The sequence below is a fragment of the Neisseria sp. P0001.S005 genome (genome assembly GCF_051963715.1).
This window is the reverse complement of record NZ_JBQCTZ010000020.1, coordinates 17,389-35,229: the sequence shown is the minus strand read 5'-3', so window position 1 is coordinate 35,229 and position 17,841 is coordinate 17,389. Positions and strand designations below refer to the sequence as shown.

The 17,841-nt window shown below is 50.9% G+C and carries 11 protein-coding genes; 3 read left to right on the top strand and 8 right to left on the bottom strand.

What is annotated here, in order from left to right; all coding sequences use genetic code 11:
- Positions 1-788: 788 nt before the first annotated feature.
- The 6 genes from ACTHSP_RS04750 to ACTHSP_RS04725 all read right to left on the bottom strand — a co-directional run bounded on the left by ACTHSP_RS04750 (position 789) and on the right by ACTHSP_RS04725 (position 8,514).
- Positions 789-1,406, bottom strand: a complete 618-nt coding sequence (locus ACTHSP_RS04750; RefSeq protein WP_440345726.1) for an NAD(P)H-binding protein — start codon at positions 1,404-1,406, stop codon at positions 789-791.
- Positions 1,407-1,498: 92 nt separating this feature from the next.
- The gene (hutW, locus tag ACTHSP_RS04745) at positions 1,499-3,319 is read right to left on the bottom strand and encodes a heme anaerobic degradation radical SAM methyltransferase ChuW/HutW (protein WP_440345725.1); all 1,821 of its coding nucleotides are present in this window, start codon (positions 3,317-3,319) and stop codon (positions 1,499-1,501) included.
- Between the two features lie 274 nt (positions 3,320-3,593).
- Positions 3,594-4,319: an ABC transporter ATP-binding protein gene (locus ACTHSP_RS04740; protein ID WP_440345724.1), complete on the bottom strand. Its 726-nt coding sequence runs from the start codon at positions 4,317-4,319 to the stop codon at positions 3,594-3,596.
- 46 nt (positions 4,320-4,365) lie between these two features.
- Positions 4,366-5,307 carry a FecCD family ABC transporter permease gene (locus ACTHSP_RS04735; RefSeq protein WP_371509085.1) on the bottom strand — a complete coding sequence of 314 codons (942 nt, stop codon included), beginning with the start codon at positions 5,305-5,307 and terminating at the stop codon, positions 4,366-4,368.
- 143 nt (positions 5,308-5,450) lie between these two features.
- Positions 5,451-6,242, bottom strand: coding sequence for a heme/hemin ABC transporter substrate-binding protein (locus ACTHSP_RS04730; protein WP_036490880.1), 792 nt, complete (start codon positions 6,240-6,242; stop codon positions 5,451-5,453).
- Positions 6,243-6,315: 73 nt separating this feature from the next.
- Positions 6,316-8,514: a TonB-dependent hemoglobin/transferrin/lactoferrin family receptor gene (locus ACTHSP_RS04725; protein WP_314513090.1), complete on the bottom strand. Its 2,199-nt coding sequence runs from the start codon at positions 8,512-8,514 to the stop codon at positions 6,316-6,318.
- A gap of 595 nt (positions 8,515-9,109) precedes the next feature.
- Between ACTHSP_RS04725 and ACTHSP_RS04720 the strand changes: the two genes are divergently transcribed.
- On the top strand, positions 9,110-12,310 hold the full coding sequence (locus ACTHSP_RS04720; RefSeq protein WP_440345723.1) for a TonB-dependent receptor domain-containing protein: 3,201 nt from the start codon (positions 9,110-9,112) through the stop codon (positions 12,308-12,310).
- Between the two features lie 218 nt (positions 12,311-12,528).
- On the opposite strand, the gene nadC is transcribed toward ACTHSP_RS04720, so the two are convergent.
- Positions 12,529-13,410, bottom strand: coding sequence for a carboxylating nicotinate-nucleotide diphosphorylase (gene nadC, locus ACTHSP_RS04715; RefSeq protein ID WP_314513086.1), 882 nt, complete (start codon positions 13,408-13,410; stop codon positions 12,529-12,531).
- A 75-nt stretch (positions 13,411-13,485) separates the two neighbouring features.
- Positions 13,486-14,424 (bottom strand): NUDIX hydrolase, encoded by a 939-nt coding sequence (locus tag ACTHSP_RS04710; protein WP_314513084.1) that lies wholly within the window; start codon positions 14,422-14,424, stop codon positions 13,486-13,488.
- A gap of 155 nt (positions 14,425-14,579) precedes the next feature.
- Between ACTHSP_RS04710 and nadA the strand changes: the two genes are divergently transcribed.
- Positions 14,580-15,692 carry a quinolinate synthase NadA gene (gene nadA, locus ACTHSP_RS04705; RefSeq protein WP_250579970.1) on the top strand — a complete coding sequence of 371 codons (1,113 nt, stop codon included), beginning with the start codon at positions 14,580-14,582 and terminating at the stop codon, positions 15,690-15,692.
- A gap of 51 nt (positions 15,693-15,743) precedes the next feature.
- Positions 15,744-17,252, top strand: coding sequence for an L-aspartate oxidase (nadB, locus tag ACTHSP_RS04700; RefSeq protein WP_314513082.1), 1,509 nt, complete (start codon positions 15,744-15,746; stop codon positions 17,250-17,252).
- Positions 17,253-17,841: the final 589 nt, after the last annotated feature.

Below are 17,841 nucleotides of genomic sequence, written 5' to 3'. Positions count from 1 at the left end.
TGAACTATCTTGCTTAATTTACAATTGGTTATCTGCATTTTCGTAGCCTAGCATAACCGCTAATCTACGTCAGCCCCAAAATTTAAGTAGTTTCTTTTGAACTATCTTGCTTAATTTACAATTGGTTATCTGCATTTTCGTAGCCTAGCATAACCGCTAATCTACGTCAGCCCCAAAATATAACTCCCCGCCATAATTTCATCAAAATGCACCTGTTTACGCAGTTGTTTGAGCAAGCCTAGCTTGGGTTGAGACCCAACAAACCATTTCATTTTTCTAAAGCATTTGATTTATTAACCAAGCCTACCTACTGCTTTTTAGGGTTTCAGACGACCTCTTTAAACCATAAGGTCGTCTGAAAAGCAAAAAACGGTCCTCAACTTCATTAATTCAGTGGTAGAGTCACAGTAAAATTAAGCAGCTTAAAACCTATTGATTTTATACTAAAAGTTGGATTACTATGAGCAAACTATCTTGAGTATCATTAATTCTCATTTGACATGTAGGAACAATAAGCGGAATTTGTAGGAGAATAGGAAAAAGGAAATTAATTTATATTATGTTAAATTAATAATGCTAGTATTTTAGTCTGCTAACTCCTGTTTTGCTCAGTAGTATAATCACTTACAAAATTCAAAAACAAAAAGGCCGTCTGAAAGGTTTTTCAGACGGCCTTTTATTTATATCTCCCAGTCTTTTCTCAACAAATCCTTTATTGTTTGATCAGCTGCTAATCAATTACCTACTCCAACTTTAACAATGGAAAGTGGACAATCTATTCAATCCGGTTATGCCGCACCAACGCTATACGTTTCGCCCTTGCTGTCCGCTTGGCCGACAATGGTAGCAACGGCAGCGGCCAAGCCGTTGCGCGTCATGTATTTTTGCGGAATTTCTTGGGCATTTTGTGTCAAGGTATAGGCATTATCTTCGCCATCGGCAAGGCCGCAGGGGCGCAAGATGGTCCAATTCAAACCGCTTTGTTTGAGATAGATTTCGGCTTCTGTTTTGGCACGGACAGCTTCGCCGAGTGCCTGTTTGAACGGCTCGCTCATCATGTCCCATTGTTCGCCACAACCCATGCTGGTAATCAGTACAAAGCAGGCTTGCGGATTGGCGGCTTTCGTAGCGGCAATGATGTTGATATTACCCAGCGCATCGCTGCGGATGCCCTCTTCGTTTTTGCCGCCGACAAAACTGATCACGGTATCGGGACGGTATTGTGCCAACGCTTTATCGAGCGCATCGGCATCAAGCGCATCGGCGACGACGGTTTGAATATTATGTTCGGCAAAAAAGCTGTCTTCAGACGGCTTTCTTAATACGGCGACGGTATCGGCTGAGTCAGTCAATGTGCGGATATAGGCTCGGCCGGACGGGCCGTTGGCTCCGAAGATGAGTTGCATGTTTAGGGTTCCTTTGTATGGTAGATGTTTATTGTTAGAAAATCCGTTCCTCTATGTAACAAGGAACGGATTTTCAGGCCGTCTGAAACCGTTTAAGCGGCATCAAACAGTTTGCGCATGGCTTCGATTTGATGTTGTTTCAACTCGCCTGCCTCATCGCGGCCGACAAAAATTTTAAACATGGCACCGCCATTGCGGTTGATAAAGTTGAGCGAGCAAGTGGCTTTACCCATGAATGGGCGTTCCAAAAGGTAGATGGATGCGCAGTTTTCATAGTAGATGTGGCCGTGTACGCCACCGTCGGTTTCAGGATGGTCAAAGTTGTAGAAACCGCGGCCGACTTTGCCGTTTGGCAGTTTGCCGCTGACTTCGACGATGGCATCGGGGGTGTGGGCGATGAAGGTAACGGATTCATTCCATGCGGCAACGGCTTGGAGGATTTCGACTATGCGGCTGCCTTCGGTTTGGCGCACGTTCTCTTCTGGCAGACAGCGGATAACGTCTTCAAAACTGCATTGGTTTTGCGCTGCCAGCATTTCCAGTACTTGGCCGGGATTTTTTTCCAATGATTGACGCAACATGGTTTGTTGTTCGGCTGAAAGTTTTTGCATGGTTTGATCCTTTTCTTGAGTCGGAAGAGTAAGCATAAGTTTGCGGATAAGGGTGGGCGACCAATAACGGCCGCTGGTATTCAAACGGATCAGGCCGTCTGAATCGGGTTCTTTAAAAAGCTGCATTTCCTGCCATTGGGCAATCAGCTTTTGCGCTGCTTTGTTGCCGTCGAACAATAATGGATTCAGACGGCCTGTTTCAATATCGTGCTGAACTTTGCTGAGCAGTGCTTTATTTGGACTATGGCCGCTCATAAATGCGATGTTTTTCTCGCCTTTCGGCGTGGCAAGATAACTCTCCAAATCGCCCTGCACCTGATAGCTGAAACCGCCGAAGTTACCCCCTGCGCCGGAGCCGAACGCCAAACAGGGAATGTCGGATTTGATCAGGGTATTGTAGCGGTTGCGTTCGCCGCGGCCGGGATAGGCGAAGTGGCTGTTGCTGACCTGTTCCCAGCCTTTTTCCAGCAGTGTTTCAACCGTGTAGGCATATTGGTCTGCCTGAATATCGAAACCCGGCGGTGTCGGAAATGCGCCTTTTTCAATCATGCGGTTGATGGGTAGCATGGGATAAAGGTTGAACGCGTACGTATCCAAACCTGACAGCGATAGCTCGGTGGCGCGGGCAATGTCGTTTTGCCAAACTTCATCGGTTTGATTGGGCAGACCGAACATTAAATCGGCCACAATCACGGCATCGAGTTCGCACAATTTTGCCAAATATTCAAACGCCTCGTCGCCGCTGTGTTTGCGGCCGAGACGGCGGCGGATGGCGGTATTGAAGGTTTGCACGCCGATGGAAATGCGGTTGGCGCCTGCTTCGATGCAGGCCTGTGCTTTTTCCAAATCGAAATGACTCATACGCCCTTCGATGGTGAACTCGCAGTCTTCGGCAAGCGACAGATATTGGTAGCAGGCACGAATCAGACGGACGAGGTCTTCCGTAAGCAACGCGGTCGGCGTACCGCCCCCGAAATAAACGGCTCGGATTTTGCCCTTACCTGTACGGACTTCGGCTTCAGCGGCCATTTCTTCGATAATTTTGTCGGTATACACGCTGCTTTGGCTGTCCTTCCACGCATTGCGGTAGAAGCCGCAAAAAACGCAATGGTTGGCGCAAAATGGAATATGCAGATAAGCAAGCGCATCCACATCGGTGGCATGGGGAAGCTTTTTCTTCCAAATGTTCTGCCACTGGGGACGCGGCATTGGAACACCGCCCCAAACGGGCATCAATGCCTGACGTTCGGGAAATGCCTTGGGCGCGGATTGTTTCGGAGTCCAAACAAGCTGCTGTACCATGATGATGATTAATAAAAGTTATTAATAAGATTGATATATTAAATAACCATCATCGTTTTCTTGTCAATATTTTTGAGTAATTAAAAATCAGTATTATTTTAATATATTGTATTCTATAAATAATTAAATGTATTTCTATTTGATGGAAATCGGCATTTTACTTGTGAAATGTGCAAAATCTGGTTCTTCAAGTTGGGAACATCCTCCCATCTCGTTTTATTTTTGAACGATAAAATAAATTTTCTTTATCATTTTTCAGACGGCCTTTCGGCGCTCAGCTTCTGAAATAAAACCCTGCCTCATCTTCGCAACGGCGTATCTGCCAACCGTAAACCGATTCAAGCAAATCAGGGCGCATCACTTCTCCCACCTTGCCTGATGCAACGACTTTTCCCTTATTCATCAAAATAATATGTTCCGCATAACGCGCGGCGAGGTTTAAATCGTGCAATACCATTATTGATGAGGTACGGTTTGAATGCCCGACCAAATACTGCATCAGGCGGTGTTGGTGGCGGATATCGAGATGGTTGCACGGTTCGTCCAAAAGCAAGACCGGCGCGTTTTGCAACAGGGCGCGGATGATGTTGGCGCGTTGTTGCTCGCCGCCTGAGAGCTTGCCAATGCGCTTATCTGCCAACGCCATCAAATCAAAATAATCGAGTAACTCGTCCGCCCACTCATGGTTCAGACGGCCTTTTTGTACGAATGACGCCAACGCAATGTATTCGCGTACGGTCATCGGCATGTTGTAACGGCCATGCTGCCCGACCCATGCTACCCTGCCCGCGCGGATTTGCGGCGCAACGGCCTCACCGAAAAGCGTGATTTCCCCCTGCCCTGTTTGCCCGATTAAGGCACGCAGCAAAGTGGATTTGCCCGCACCATTCGGACCGATAATGACGGTCATGCCCGAAGGTATATCCAGTTGATCGATTTCAAGCAGGGTTTTGTCTTGGACGCGGACGGAAAGATTACGGATTTGAAATAAGGTGTGCATGGCAAAAGATATGGAGCAATGAAGTTTCAGACGGCCTGTTTAGGCATTAACGGCTTTTCAAAGGCTTGATAAACAAATACATAAAAAACGGTCCGCCCAATAAGGCAATCACAATACCGACCGGCAGATCGACAGGGTATGTCAGCCAGCGCGCCGCGCCGTCCACCACCATCAAAAACACTGCGCCCAACCAAGCCGACAGCGCAATCAGTTTGCGGCGGCTGCCGCCGACGGCTTGCGCCAGCACATTGGGGATCATCATGCCGAGAAAACCGATGATGCCCGAAAGCGATACCGCCGCTCCCGTCATCAATGCCGCGCCGATTACGGTTTGCACACGCAATGCCCCAACGGATACACCCATACTGGCAGCTGTGTCTTCCCCCGTCATTAAAACGTCCAGCCGCCTGCCTGCCGACAGCAAAATCAGAAAACCGGGCAACATGACCGCGATTGCCGCGACAGGCGATGAGAAACCGGCTTCGGCAAGGCTGCCCGACAGCCATGTGGTCGCGCTGCGCAATACTAAATCATCAGATAAAAACAAAATCATGCTGACCACCGCGCCCGAAAACGCGCTCAACACAAACCCCAACACCAGCAATCCCAAAGTACCGCCGCCAAGCAGTTTGTGTACCGCCAAAATCAACAGGCACACACCCAATGCACCGAGAAAAGCCGCCGCCGGCACACCCATCGCGCCGCCGCCCAAAGCCAATAACACAATCACGCCCAAGGCCGCCCCACCCGATGTCCCGATCAAACTCGGATCGGCCAACGGATTCTCAAATAAAGCCTGCAATGCCGCCCCCGAAGCGGACAAACCGGCTCCGACCAAAAGTGCGGTATAGATGCGCGGTAAACGGATTTGGCGGACGGTTTCATCCATCGCCAGCGGCGACTCCCACGCACCAAAACCGATGCCGCAGCACAAATAAACGGCGGCGGCAGTAAGCAGCAGGCAGAGGGTAAGGATATGCGGTTTCATGACATCATGCGGTTCAAGCGGATTGAGGGACGGTTTCAGACGGCATTTTTAAGACAACCGTTTTGCTTCCTCCTCAATAAGAAGGAACAAATCAAGGCCGTCTGAAAACAAAAATCGGGCAAGGGTTTTCAAAACAGGCGCGTTTATTTCGCCAAACCGTGCAAACGCTGAATCACTTGCGGCGTATCCAGCCCGTAACGGAACATATCGTTGGCCTTCCACAAATAAATCTTGCCGTTTTTCGCAGCAGGCGAGCCGGCGATTTCGGGGCGTGCGGCAAAGGTTTTGACGTTGCCTATCATGGCGGTGTTGTGGTCGGCAATAATGATGATGTCGGGTTTGGCCGCAATCCATGCCTCACGCGTCATCGGTTTGAGGCCGTCAATGGCGGCTGCGGCATTGATACCGCCGGCACGGCGGATGATTTCGTCGGCGGCAGTATTTTTGCCCGATACGATGCGCCCGTCGTAGCTGAAGAGGTAGCGTTTGCCGCTGGAAGGCTGCTGTTTCATATCCGCCTGCCACTTGCTTGCCAACTTGTCCGCCTGCGCGCTTTTGCCGATAAGCTGACCAATGTTGCGGATACTTTGCGGATAGGCGGCGATGCTGTCATCGGGCGCAACATTGACGGCTTTAATGCCTGCTTTTTGCAGGTGGGCAAAAATATCGGCAGGCTGCGCCATCCATGAACCGATGGCAATGTCGGGTTTGGCGGCCACAATCGGTTCAACCGTCAGGCGGCGATGAATGCCGATACTGGGCTTGTTTTTCAACGCCGGATTTTGAACGGTCTGATCGCGGCCGACGATTTCGTCCAATGCGCCGAGCGCGGCAACAATGTCTGCCGTATCGGGGGTCAACACGACGATGCGTTGCGCGTGTGCAGTGCCGGCCAACGAAATAAGCGCGGAAAGCAGGAGGAGTTTGAGTTTCATTGTTTTTTCCTTGTCGTATGCTTTCAGACGGCCTGCTCGTTTTCTCAGGCCGTCTGAAAACGGTTGAATCACATTAGAACTTCAGTTGTACGGTTGCGGCGAAATTGCGGCCAGTTTCGGTGTACAAGTCCATCACACTGGTACGGCTCATGCCGGCAACGTCTGCGTGCTGCCAGTATTTTTTGTTGCCGACGTTGTAAATGTTTGCGCCGATTTCGAGGTTTTTAAACGGCTTGTACCACGCGCCGATATCCCATACGCCATAACCCGGCGCTTGGAAAACAGTGTCGCTGCTGACGCGGCTGTGTTTTTTCGACCAGCGCAGCTTGGTGCCGACACCGCATTTTTCCTGCGTGTAATCCAAACCCAAAACGCCGTTGAGCGGATAAGCGGAATCCAACGGTTTGCCGTCCTGCTGCTCACCGCGCATCCAAGCGATACTGCCCGAAACCTGCCAGCCCGGCAGGAATTTGTAGGCGGCAGAAGCTTCAGCACCGTAGGTTTTAACGTGATCAAGGTTTTGATATTGGTACTGGATAATCGGGCGACCGCCAACGGTGGAGGTACCGATTTCAGTGCGGTTGATGAAGTTGCGGTAACGGTTGTAGAACGCAGTGACTTGCGCACGGGCGCGTTCATTTTTAAATTTCATCCCCAATTCAAAGCTGTTGGAGCGTTCGGATTTGAGGTTGGCATTGGGAATGACGGCATAGCCGTAGGTCGTATTGGCAAACGCCATGGTTGCGCTGTCAAACGGCGGCGTGCGGAAGCCTTGTGAATAAGTGGCAAAACCGGTGAACTGCTCACCCATCGGCACGCTCAGGCGCAGGCTGGGCGTAAACGCGGAATCACCAAAGCGCGTCGCCGTTCCGCTGGGATTGGCATTGAGATAGGCTTGGTCGGTCGACGTGTTCAGCTTGTCTTTTTCGTAACGCAAGGCTGGAGTTAGAACGATGCCGTTGCCGAAGGTCAGGCTGTCTTGTGCGTAAACGCTGAACGTTTTGCGCTTGCTGTCGGGGAAGGTTTTATTCGGATAGGTGCTGCCTGCATAAACTTTGCTGATGGCACCGGTCAGATTGTCCACTGTCAGGCTGTCGCGCGGACGGGCGGTCTCGGTGTGTTTGTATTCTGCGCCGGCAACGACGGTTTGTTTGACCGCGCCGTCAAATTCCCACACGCCACGCCCGTTCAGCCCGCGTATGGTCTGATTGAAACCGTAGTCGGAATAACGGGTCGAGTTACCTAATTGGCGCGCGCCCATACGCGTAATGCTCGCATCGACGGCATCGTCTTCCGTACGCAGTTTTTGCTGATAGGCAGTCAGGTTGGCTTCTTTCAGACGGCCTTCGCCAGTGTAGCGGTAGCCCGCTTCGATACGTTGACGGCGGATACGGTCGCGAGCATTGCTCTCGGATGTTGCAATGGTTACCGGCCCGCGCGATTGCGAACCCAAGCTGTTTGCCAACACGGTATCGTTGGCGTGGTAATACTGTTCGTACAAAGTTTCCAAGCGGTGGCGTTCGTTGCCGATATTGCCTTTCGCCAAGATATTGTAGGCATTGTTTTTCTGTGGATTGGTGGCAGTACGCGCAGTCGAGTAGCTGGTATCGCTGCCCATGTTTTCCGTTTCATGACCTTGGCGGCGCGTCAGCATCAGCAGACCTTCGGCGTTTTCATGGAAACCTGCCACAGTCGCCGTTACGCCATGGCTGCGGTCGCGGCTGCGGTAGCCGTGTTTCAAACCGAAATGCCCGCGTTTGCCCACATCGACGAAATCACTCGGAGAAAGCGTCACCATGTTCACCACGCCGCCGAGCGCGTCGCTACCGTACAGTGCGGAATAAGGGCCTTTGACAATATCGACCTGCTTGAGCGTGTCGCTTTCGACCATATCGCGTCCCGAAATCGCGCCGTTGGAGCCGCCGCCTGCATAAGATTCGGGAATGCGCACGCCGTCCACCATCATCAGAATGCGGTTGCCGTCTATGCCTCGGATATTGATACCGGCATGACCGCGGCGATTGTTGTCTGACGGCACGCTGACGCCGGTTTCATACATCACGATATCGTCCAAATTCTGTGCCGAGGCTTGATTCAAGGTTTTGCGTCCGATAACCGACACATTCGGCGCGGCTTTATCCAAGGTTTGCGCATTGCGGTCGGCCGTAACCACCACAGGCTCTATTTCTTCTTGAGTCACCGGCATCTGAGCCGCATATAACTGTCCGGAAAAAACCGCCCCTATTACACAGACAATCGCTTTCTTTTTCATTACACAACCTTATCATTTGAATAAAAATGGTTTTTATTTATAAAACAAATAGGCGGTTTTTGCAAGTTTAGAAACCACAAGATAGCACTAAAAACCACTTCAAAAACGCAAAATATAGTATGACGTAGCTGGATAAATAATTCATGGATCAGAGGCAAAGTGCCCGAACGCGTCGGCATAGAAAACCGACCTGCCGTTGTCGACCAAAAATCCCGCATCGGCGATTAGGAGGCCGACACCATCATCGACAATGATCGAGAAGTACATCGCAGAGAAAAACATTTAGCCACTAAACGCCAAGTGTTTTATTTTTGAATCTGTTCCAACCACTGGGATCCGGATGTTGCATTTGAAATCCGAATCCAAGCCTGTCTGAAATATTCAAACAAGGTTTTATTTGTTCCTCTTATCCCTCACCCTTCTATTTAGCTCAAACTCAAAAAACATTTCCATATTATTAAAAATTATTTAGAATTTCACAAAATTATAAATAATAATCAAACTTATTTGTATTATTTTAGTCAGAGTGTAATCGCATCTATTTGGTCTATCTCATTCAGACGGCCTTACCAATCAAGTTATATGGATACATTCTATGCAACCGATCAAAGTCACCACCCTCTCCGCCTGCATCGCCACCATTGGTTTTGTCCCTGCCGTTTATGCTGCAGATAATTCGACAGTTATTCTCGATACCATCACTGTCAAAGGAACTCGAAATAAGGATGAAATCGGTAAAAACCGGGTTTATACCCGCGAAATCGTCAATCTTTACAAAGGCAAAAACGAAGTCGAAACCTTCAAGGGCAACACCGTATCCGACCTTTTAAGCGGTATGTCCGGCGTGTACAGCGGCGACGCGCGCAACAGCGGCGCGTTGGATCCCAATATACGCGGCGTACAGGGACAGGGACGGATTCCCGTTACCATTGACGGCACGGAGCAGGCAATTACCGTCTGGCGCGGCTACGCAGGCGCAAACAACCGCAACTACGTCGACCCCAACATCATCAGCAGCGTTTCCATCGAAAAAGGCCCTTCGTTCAGCCGCGATATGAAAAGCGGCATAGGCGGCTCCGTCGCCCTGAAAACCATTGATGCCGACGATATTGTCCCCGAAGGGCAGAAATACGGCTTTGAAGTGAAGGCGGAGGCTTCCAATAATTCCATCAAACAACGTGCCAATGTCTATGAAAAATCGGTCGATTATCGGACATTGGATGCGCCTGCTGTCGCACTTGGCGGTATTTGGCGGGCGATGTTGGATGATACCGACCGCGTCAATCAACGTTTCAGCGGACGCAATAGATTTGGGGAGGATAAAGCCTACCGCATTGCCGCCGCCACCAAGCAGGACAATTTCGATACCATGCTCGCCTATGCCTACCGCAGTAAAGGCAATTATTTTTCCGGCAAAAAAGGGGCGGAGCGCTACGGCTATATCGGTCCTTGGACAATGGAAACGGTAAATGAATTAAACAGACGGGTTGCAGATGCCGCTGCAAGAGGCGAAAAATTTTACGGTAGTGAAGCCATGCTGGGCGCACCCGATATTGCCCGTATCGGACTTTTTTATCATCCGGGCGGAGAGGTAACCAATACTTCGCTGGAAAATAAATCATGGCTGGGTAAAACCACCTTCCGCCTGCCGAACCGCCAAACGCTCAAATTCGGCCTGCGCCATACCGATTCCACTTTCGGCGAAATCATGCCTTCCCGCGTCATCGGCCCGATTTTCAGTACGCCCGACAATTTAAATAAAATTGCGGAGTGGCCGAGGGCATGGGTGAAACAGCGTTCCTACAATATCGACTATTCATGGAAGCCCGAAGGCAGCCGTTGGATAGATTTCGATGCGTCATTGTGGACGACCCGTACCAAATCCAAAACCAATACTGCAGGCGGTTCGCCCGGCGACGCCCTGTATGAAGACAGGGTGGACAATTTAATGATGTGGAAAACTGTGATGAGTCGCTGGAATACCTACAATGAAGAAACCAAGCGCATGTATGAGGCATTGGGTTACACGAAAAAACCGAATGTCGTCGAACAGCTTCCGAATACCAACGGACGCTTCAATACCATAGAGGGCAATGCCTACTATGCTAACAATACCCGTAACGGTTTCAATTTTTCCAACCGCATGAAGCTGCATGACAAGCTGACGTTGACTCTGATAGGTGACTTCCAGAATGAAAAATTGAGATCGCGCAATGAGTTTTCAGAAGAATTGAGCCATGACGGCTTGGACAAATACAGGGAGGAAATAGAAGCAAAGCAATTGGTTACCAATACCGAGCTGACAAGATTCGGCGAGCCGAGAAACGGTAGGTGCAGAGAATGGAATTTTGGTTTCAATTTCCGCTACCAGCCGATGAGCTGGCTGACTCTGACGGCAGGAGCGCGCTATACCAACTTCAAGATACAGGACGACAACGAGCGGTTGAAAACCGGATTTGACAAATACAACAATCCCTTACAAGTCAATCGAGGTCAGGTATTTCAGTTTACCCGTGTAGCAACCGAGCAGGAATATCGTGATTATCTGAATGCGGTTAACAATGACGAATTCAATGCGGCAAGAGACAGTATCGTAATAGATGATAGAGGGGTGGCAATATTAAATCTTACTCCCTTTCATGACGAAAACAGACCAAGGCTGGATAAGCTGAAATACTATTGGCTGAAAGACGACAAAGGTCGTCTGAATCCTGCCAATCATCCTTGGTTTGCTATTCCAGAGTTGCATAGTCAAGCTGTCAATCCTGCTTATGATCCAAGCAATCCCGACAGTCCGCGCGTAGTTCAAAAATATATACCTAATTATGACATTCTAAGAATGTATAGGGCTCCTATTACACCTAACGAACTGCAGCGTGCCCACAAACAGGGTGGCAGCGGATGGGCTCCTGCATTCTCAGCCGCCGTCAATTTTACCGATAATGCCCGAGCCTATCTGCGCTATACCGAATCCCTACGTTTCCCCAGCATATTTGAGGGGACTTATGGCTTCTCGACTGCTGCGGGTTCATTTGCACGAATGGGATACGGTTGGCAGCCCGAACACGCCAAAAACTGGGAAGTCGGCTACATTCATGATTTAACTGGACTGTTTCCCAAAATGAAAAATGCGGATTTCCGCATCAACTACTTCCGCAACAAAACCAAAAATATCATCGACAGGGACGAGAATTTTGAATTCGAGCAATTCGACAAACAAATCCGTACCGGCGTGGAGTTACAGGCACGCTTCGACAGCGGCAGGTTTTTTGGAGGAGTCGGCGTATTGCGTACGCTCAAAAACAAAGTTTGCGACAAATCTTTTTCCGTTTCCAGTGTACATGATTCCAGTTACTTGACTGGCGGCGGATTTATTCCCGCGCCCGAATGCAATTACGGCGGTTTGACCGATAACGGTTATCTTGCCAGTATGGTTCAACCGCGCTGGTCGATTGATGCTGATTTGGGCGGACGCTTCTTCCGCAACAAGCTGGAAAGCGGCATCCGCTTTCATTATCACAGCCGTGTGTATCAAAACCGCCGTACGGTATGGCAGGCATATTACGATCAATTAAACCGTATCAATGACTATAATCTTCAAGCGGATACAGATACCATGCGTTGGCAGCCTGTCGCCGTATGGGACGCCTATTTGCGCTACAAAATCGGCAAAAATCTGACCGCCGAGCTTGTGGGCAGCAACCTGACCAACCGCTACTACCTCGACCCGATGAGCCGCTCCTATATGCCCGCACCGGGCAGGACAATCCGTATTGGGATAACTGGAAAATGGTAATGATCAATTAATCATTTTGGGAGTAAAAAGCCGTCTGAACATTGGGTTTCAGACGGCTTTTTTCATGATGGCTTAGTTATGCCCTACTCTTTTATGTTATATGAAAGTTGAAGCTAACCTGCATAATTTTTATATTTTCTGCTTTGGAATCAAAAAGGCTGCTTGAAAATGAAACGTCTATATTTCAGACGGCCTTTGCTTTATAGCAGACTCGAAATTTAAGCCACGAAATCCAAACCTATGTCCAACGAGCGGCTGCTGTGGGTCAGATAGCCGAGGGCGATGCCGTCCACGCCGGTTTGTGCCACGCGCTTCAGGCGGTCGAAGCCGATGCCGCCCGATGCTTCGCAATAGACGGTGTGTGGGTGGGCGGTTTGCGTGTGACAGCGGTTTGCCGCTTCTTTCAAGGTTTCGTCATCCATGTTGTCCAGCAAAATCCGTTCTGCGCCCGCCACGATGGCTTCGTCCAGTTGTGCCAACCTGTCCACTTCGATTTCCACGCAGGTCAACGGTCCGACCGCCTGCTTTGCCTGCCGTACGGCTTCGGCGATACTGCCGCAGTAGGCAAGATGGTTGTCTTTGATGAGGATGGCGTCGTCCAAGCCCATGCGGTGGTTCACGCCGCCGCCTGCTCTGACGGCGTATTTTTGCAGGATGCGAAGCAGTGGGATGGTTTTGCGGCTGCACACGATGTCCACATTGTAACCGGTAACTTCGGCTACTGCGCGAGCGGTGGCGGTGGCGATGCCGCTCAAGTGTGTGAGGTAATTGAGCGCGGTGCGTTCAGCGGCAAGCAGCGCACGGGCGTTGCCTTCGACGGCGGCAAGCGTCTGACCTGCGAGGACCGCTTGCCCGTCTTGGATTTTGGCTTGGAAACGGACGGACGGATCCATCGTCTGAAAGGCGAGGCGCGCCAAGTCCATGCCGGCAATGACGCCATCTTCGCGGCTGACGAGGAAGAGTTTGGCAGTTTTATCGGGCGCTATAACGGCTGCTGACGTAATATCGCCGCGCCTACCCAGATCTTCGCTCAAGGCTTGTTCTACCATGGGACGCAACAGGGTATCGGGTAGAGGAAGAAGATTGTTTTCAGACGACATGAAGGTTCCTTTGTTGAAAAATATTGATATTTGCCTGATGGGGCAAAATTTAATTTGAGGCCGTCTGAAAATCAGTTAGCGGCTACCCAGCGGCAGTCCGATATCAGAAATCAGCTGATCGGGCAGGACATCGTCGCGGAATCGGTAAAGCTGTGCGGGACGGCCTTTACTGCCTGATACGCCGGTATCCGACGGCTCGATGAGGTTTTGCTGCTGAATCTGGCGGCGGAAGTTTTGCTTATGCAACAATCTGCCGCTGATGGCTTCGACGCTGTTTTGCAGTTGCAGCAGCGTGAATTCGGGCGGCATCAGTTCGAAAATCACGGGGCGGTATTTGATTTTGGCGCGCAGGCGGGACAGGGCGGTCGCCAGCACGCGGCGGTGGTCGTGGCGCATGGGCTGCCCCGTGAGCGCGAAGTCGAAGTTTGCCTGCGGCTCGGCGGCTTCCGCTATCAGGCCGCTTTCATACAACATTTCATAGCGTTGCAAAACGTATTCTTCCGACCAGTTTTCCGGTTCGACCCCCCAACACAAATGAATGCGCTTGAGCCGCTTTTGGCGGACTTCCTCCGTGTCCGCCGAGTTTGCCCAAATACGCAGGCGGCTGACAATGGTATCGCGCTGTCCGCCTTCGGTACGCAAATCTTCCCACGGAAAATAGCAGTAGCAGTCCTGCCATTTCGCATCGGGATGCAGGATGTTGTCGGCCACCTCGCGCACCAGTCCTAAATAGCTGACGTATAAGACAGGCAGGCCTTGTTCATTTTGGCGGCTCGTATCCACAAACGTGTAAAGCTGTTCTACATAGCCCATAGGCTGTGATGTCTGTTTGGCAACCCACATCCTGACCCCTGCTTGCAGGGAGTGGCGAAGCGGTGCAAGCAAGCCATTGGGTAATAGCTCTCCCTGGGCAACTGTCAAAACCCTCAAGCTGCCGTTTGTAATGGCGATTAGTACAGGAACAAGCTCGACGATACTTTGCGGATTGACCGCTGTTTCAGGATAGGCATCCATGCGTGGCTTTCATTCAAGAGAAAACCTTATTGTAAACCAAAGCGGTTTTCAGACGACCTTGCATATTATACTCAATTTGAGCATAATATAAAACTATTTCAAAATATAAACGGCAAACCTTTATGCCGTCTGAAAACCAGCTACAAGGAAACATCATGCAAACCGCCGCCCGCCGCTCGTTCGATTACGATATGCCACTCATCCAGACGCCGACTTCCGCCTGCCAAATCCGTCAGGCGTGGGCGAAGGTTGCCGACACACCCGACCGCGAGACGGCAGGCCGTCTGAAAGACGAAATCAAGGCTTTGCTGAAGGAAAAAAACGCGGTCTTGGTGGCGCATTATTATGTTGATCCGCTGATTCAGGATTTGGCTTTGGAGACGGGCGGATGCGTGGGCGATTCGTTGGAGATGGCACGCTTCGGCGCAGAACACGAAGCCGGTACATTGGTAGTGGCTGGCGTGCGCTTTATGGGCGAGAGCGCGAAAATCCTCTGCCCTGAAAAAACGGTGCTGATGCCTGATTTGGAAGCGGAATGTTCTTTGGATTTGGGTTGTCCCGAAGAAGCGTTTTCAGCGTTTTGCGACCAACACCCCGACCGCACGGTGGTAGTGTACGCCAACACTTCCGCCGCCGTGAAAGCGCGTGCCGATTGGGTGGTAACGTCTTCGGTGGCGTTGGAAATCGTGTCGTATCTGAAATCGCGCGGCGAGAAACTGATTTGGGGGCCCGACCGCCACCTCGGCGACTATATCCGCCGCGAAACGGGCGCGGATATGCTGTTGTGGCAGGGTTCGTGCATCGTCCATAACGAATTCAAAGGGCAGGAACTGGCGGCGTTGAAGGCGGAGCATCCCGACGCGGTGGTGCTGGTTCATCCTGAATCGCCGCAAAGCGTCATCGAACTGGGCGACGTGGTCGGCTCGACCAGCAAACTGCTCAAGGCCGCCGTATCGCGTCCTGAAAAAAAATTCATCGTGGCAACCGATTTAGGCATCCTGCACGAAATGCAAAAGCAGGCGCCCGACAAAGAATTTATTGCCGCACCGACGGCGGGCAACGGCGGAAGCTGCAAAAGCTGCGCGTTCTGCCCGTGGATGGCGATGAATTCGCTGGGCGGCATCAAACACGCCCTGACAAGTGGACACAACGAAATCCTGTTGGACAGAAAGCTGGGCGAAGCCGCCAAACTGCCTTTGCAGCGTATGCTCGACTTCGCGGCAGGACTCAAACGCGGGGATGTGTTCAACGGCATGGGCCCCGCCTGATTTGCCGTCAATATTGCTGTTTCAGACGACCTCTCAAACAAGGACAACACCATGCAAACCAATTGCGACGTATTGATTGCCGGAAACGGGCTGGCGGCACTGACGCTCGCCCTGTCGCTGCCTGAGTCGTTCCGCATCGTTATTTTGTGCAAAAACTGGCTGGACGACACTGCCAGCCGTCATGCCCAAGGTGGGATTGCGGCGGCGTGGTCGGGAGAGGACGATATCGAAAAACATGTTGCCGATACTTTGGAAGCGGGAGCAGGTTTGTGCAACGAAGCCGCCGTCCGCACCATCCTGTCGCAGGGCAAACCGGCAATCGAATGGCTGCTGGCGCAAGGCGTGGCGTTCGACCGGAATCATAACGACCTGCACCTGACGCGCGAAGGCGGGCATACCTGCCGCCGAATCGCCCACGTCGCCGACTACACGGGCAAGGCCGTCATGCAGAGCCTGATTGCCCAAATACGCCGCCGCCCGAACATCCGCGTTTGCGAGCGGCAGATGGCGTTGGACATCCAAACCGAATCAGGCGCGGCGTGCGGACTGACCGTCCTCAACCGCCAAACGCAAGAAATCTACCGCATCCGCGCCCGTCATACCGTACTCGCAGGCGGCGGCCTCGGGCAGATTTACGCCACCACCACTACACCGCCCGAATGCACGGGCGACGCCATCGCCATGGCGATACGCGCAGGCTGCGCAGTTGAAAACCTCGAATTTATCCAATTCCACCCCACAGGTTTGGCAAGGTCGTCTGAAAACGGACGCACCTTCCTGATTTCCGAAGCCGTGCGCGGCGAAGGCGGCATTCTGACCAACCAATCGGGCGAACGGTTTATGCCGCATTACGACCGCCGCGCTGAACTCGCGCCGCGCGACATCGTTGCCCGCGCCATCGCTGCCGAAATCGTCAAACAAACGCAAGACTTCGTCTCACTCGATATCAGCCATCAACCCGCAGAGTTCGTCCGTCAGCATTTCCCGTCCATCCATCGGCACTGCCTGTCCCAATGCGGTTTGGACATCACGCGCCAAGCCATCCCCGTCCGCCCCGTGCAGCACTACACCTGCGGCGGCATCCAAACCGACCCCAGCGGCAGAACCTCCCTACCGCAGCTCTACGCCTTAGGCGAAACAGCCTGCACCGGCTTGCACGGAGCCAACCGCCTCGCCAGCAACTCCCTGCTCGAATGCGTCGTTACCGCCAGGCTTGCCGCCCAAACCATCGCGGACGGACAAGCATCCCAAACTGCACCGTCCCAAAGGTCGTCTGAAAACCCCACCGCCGAAGCAGGCATCTTTGCAGACGACCTCCAAAACACCTTCAGCCGCCCCGTCCTGCAAACGTTCAACCAACTCCATCTAGGCATCCTCCGCAACGATACCGGCCTGCTCCGCGCCATCGCCCAACTGCGGCTTTGGAAGCAAAACCAAGCCGAGCCATACACCGCGTTCGAATACGAAAACCGCAACCTACTCGAATGCAGCCTCGCCGTCGCCCAAGCCGCATACGCTAGACGACAAAACATCGGCGCGCATTTTAATAGCGATTGTTAAGGCTGATAGTGAAAACTTTTTCCAATAAATAACGTCATTGACTGAAAAAGCAAAGGTTCACACATGATTAAGGAAAGATTGAAAAAAAGTAGGAGAAACGGTGGAAACTAAAATGCAGGGATTGACAGTAGTTATAAGTGATAATAACTAATTGCAGAGAGAAAAAAGATAGAATTAGTGAAAATAAGACCATCTAATCGGTTTTGAATAAGTTTAAACAAAGTTGGCACAATTCACTATCTTTGCCCTACTCTATTTCATCAGGCTACAATTAATGATAGGGTCACAGTAAAATTAAACAGCCAAATTTCTATTAAAAACTATTGATTTTATACTAAAAATTGGAGTACTATACGGAATATTTTAAGATTAACTAATAGTTAACAAATAGGAATAAACAACAGCGATTGTTAGATATAGGGAAAAACTACATAATTAATATTATGTTAAATTCATAACTCTAGTATTTTAGCCTACTAAGTCTTGTTTCTCTCAGTAATACAATCACTTATAGAATCTAAGAATAAAAAAGCCACCTGAAATTTATCAGATGACTTTTTCTCTATTGATGCACACTAAATTCTCATTA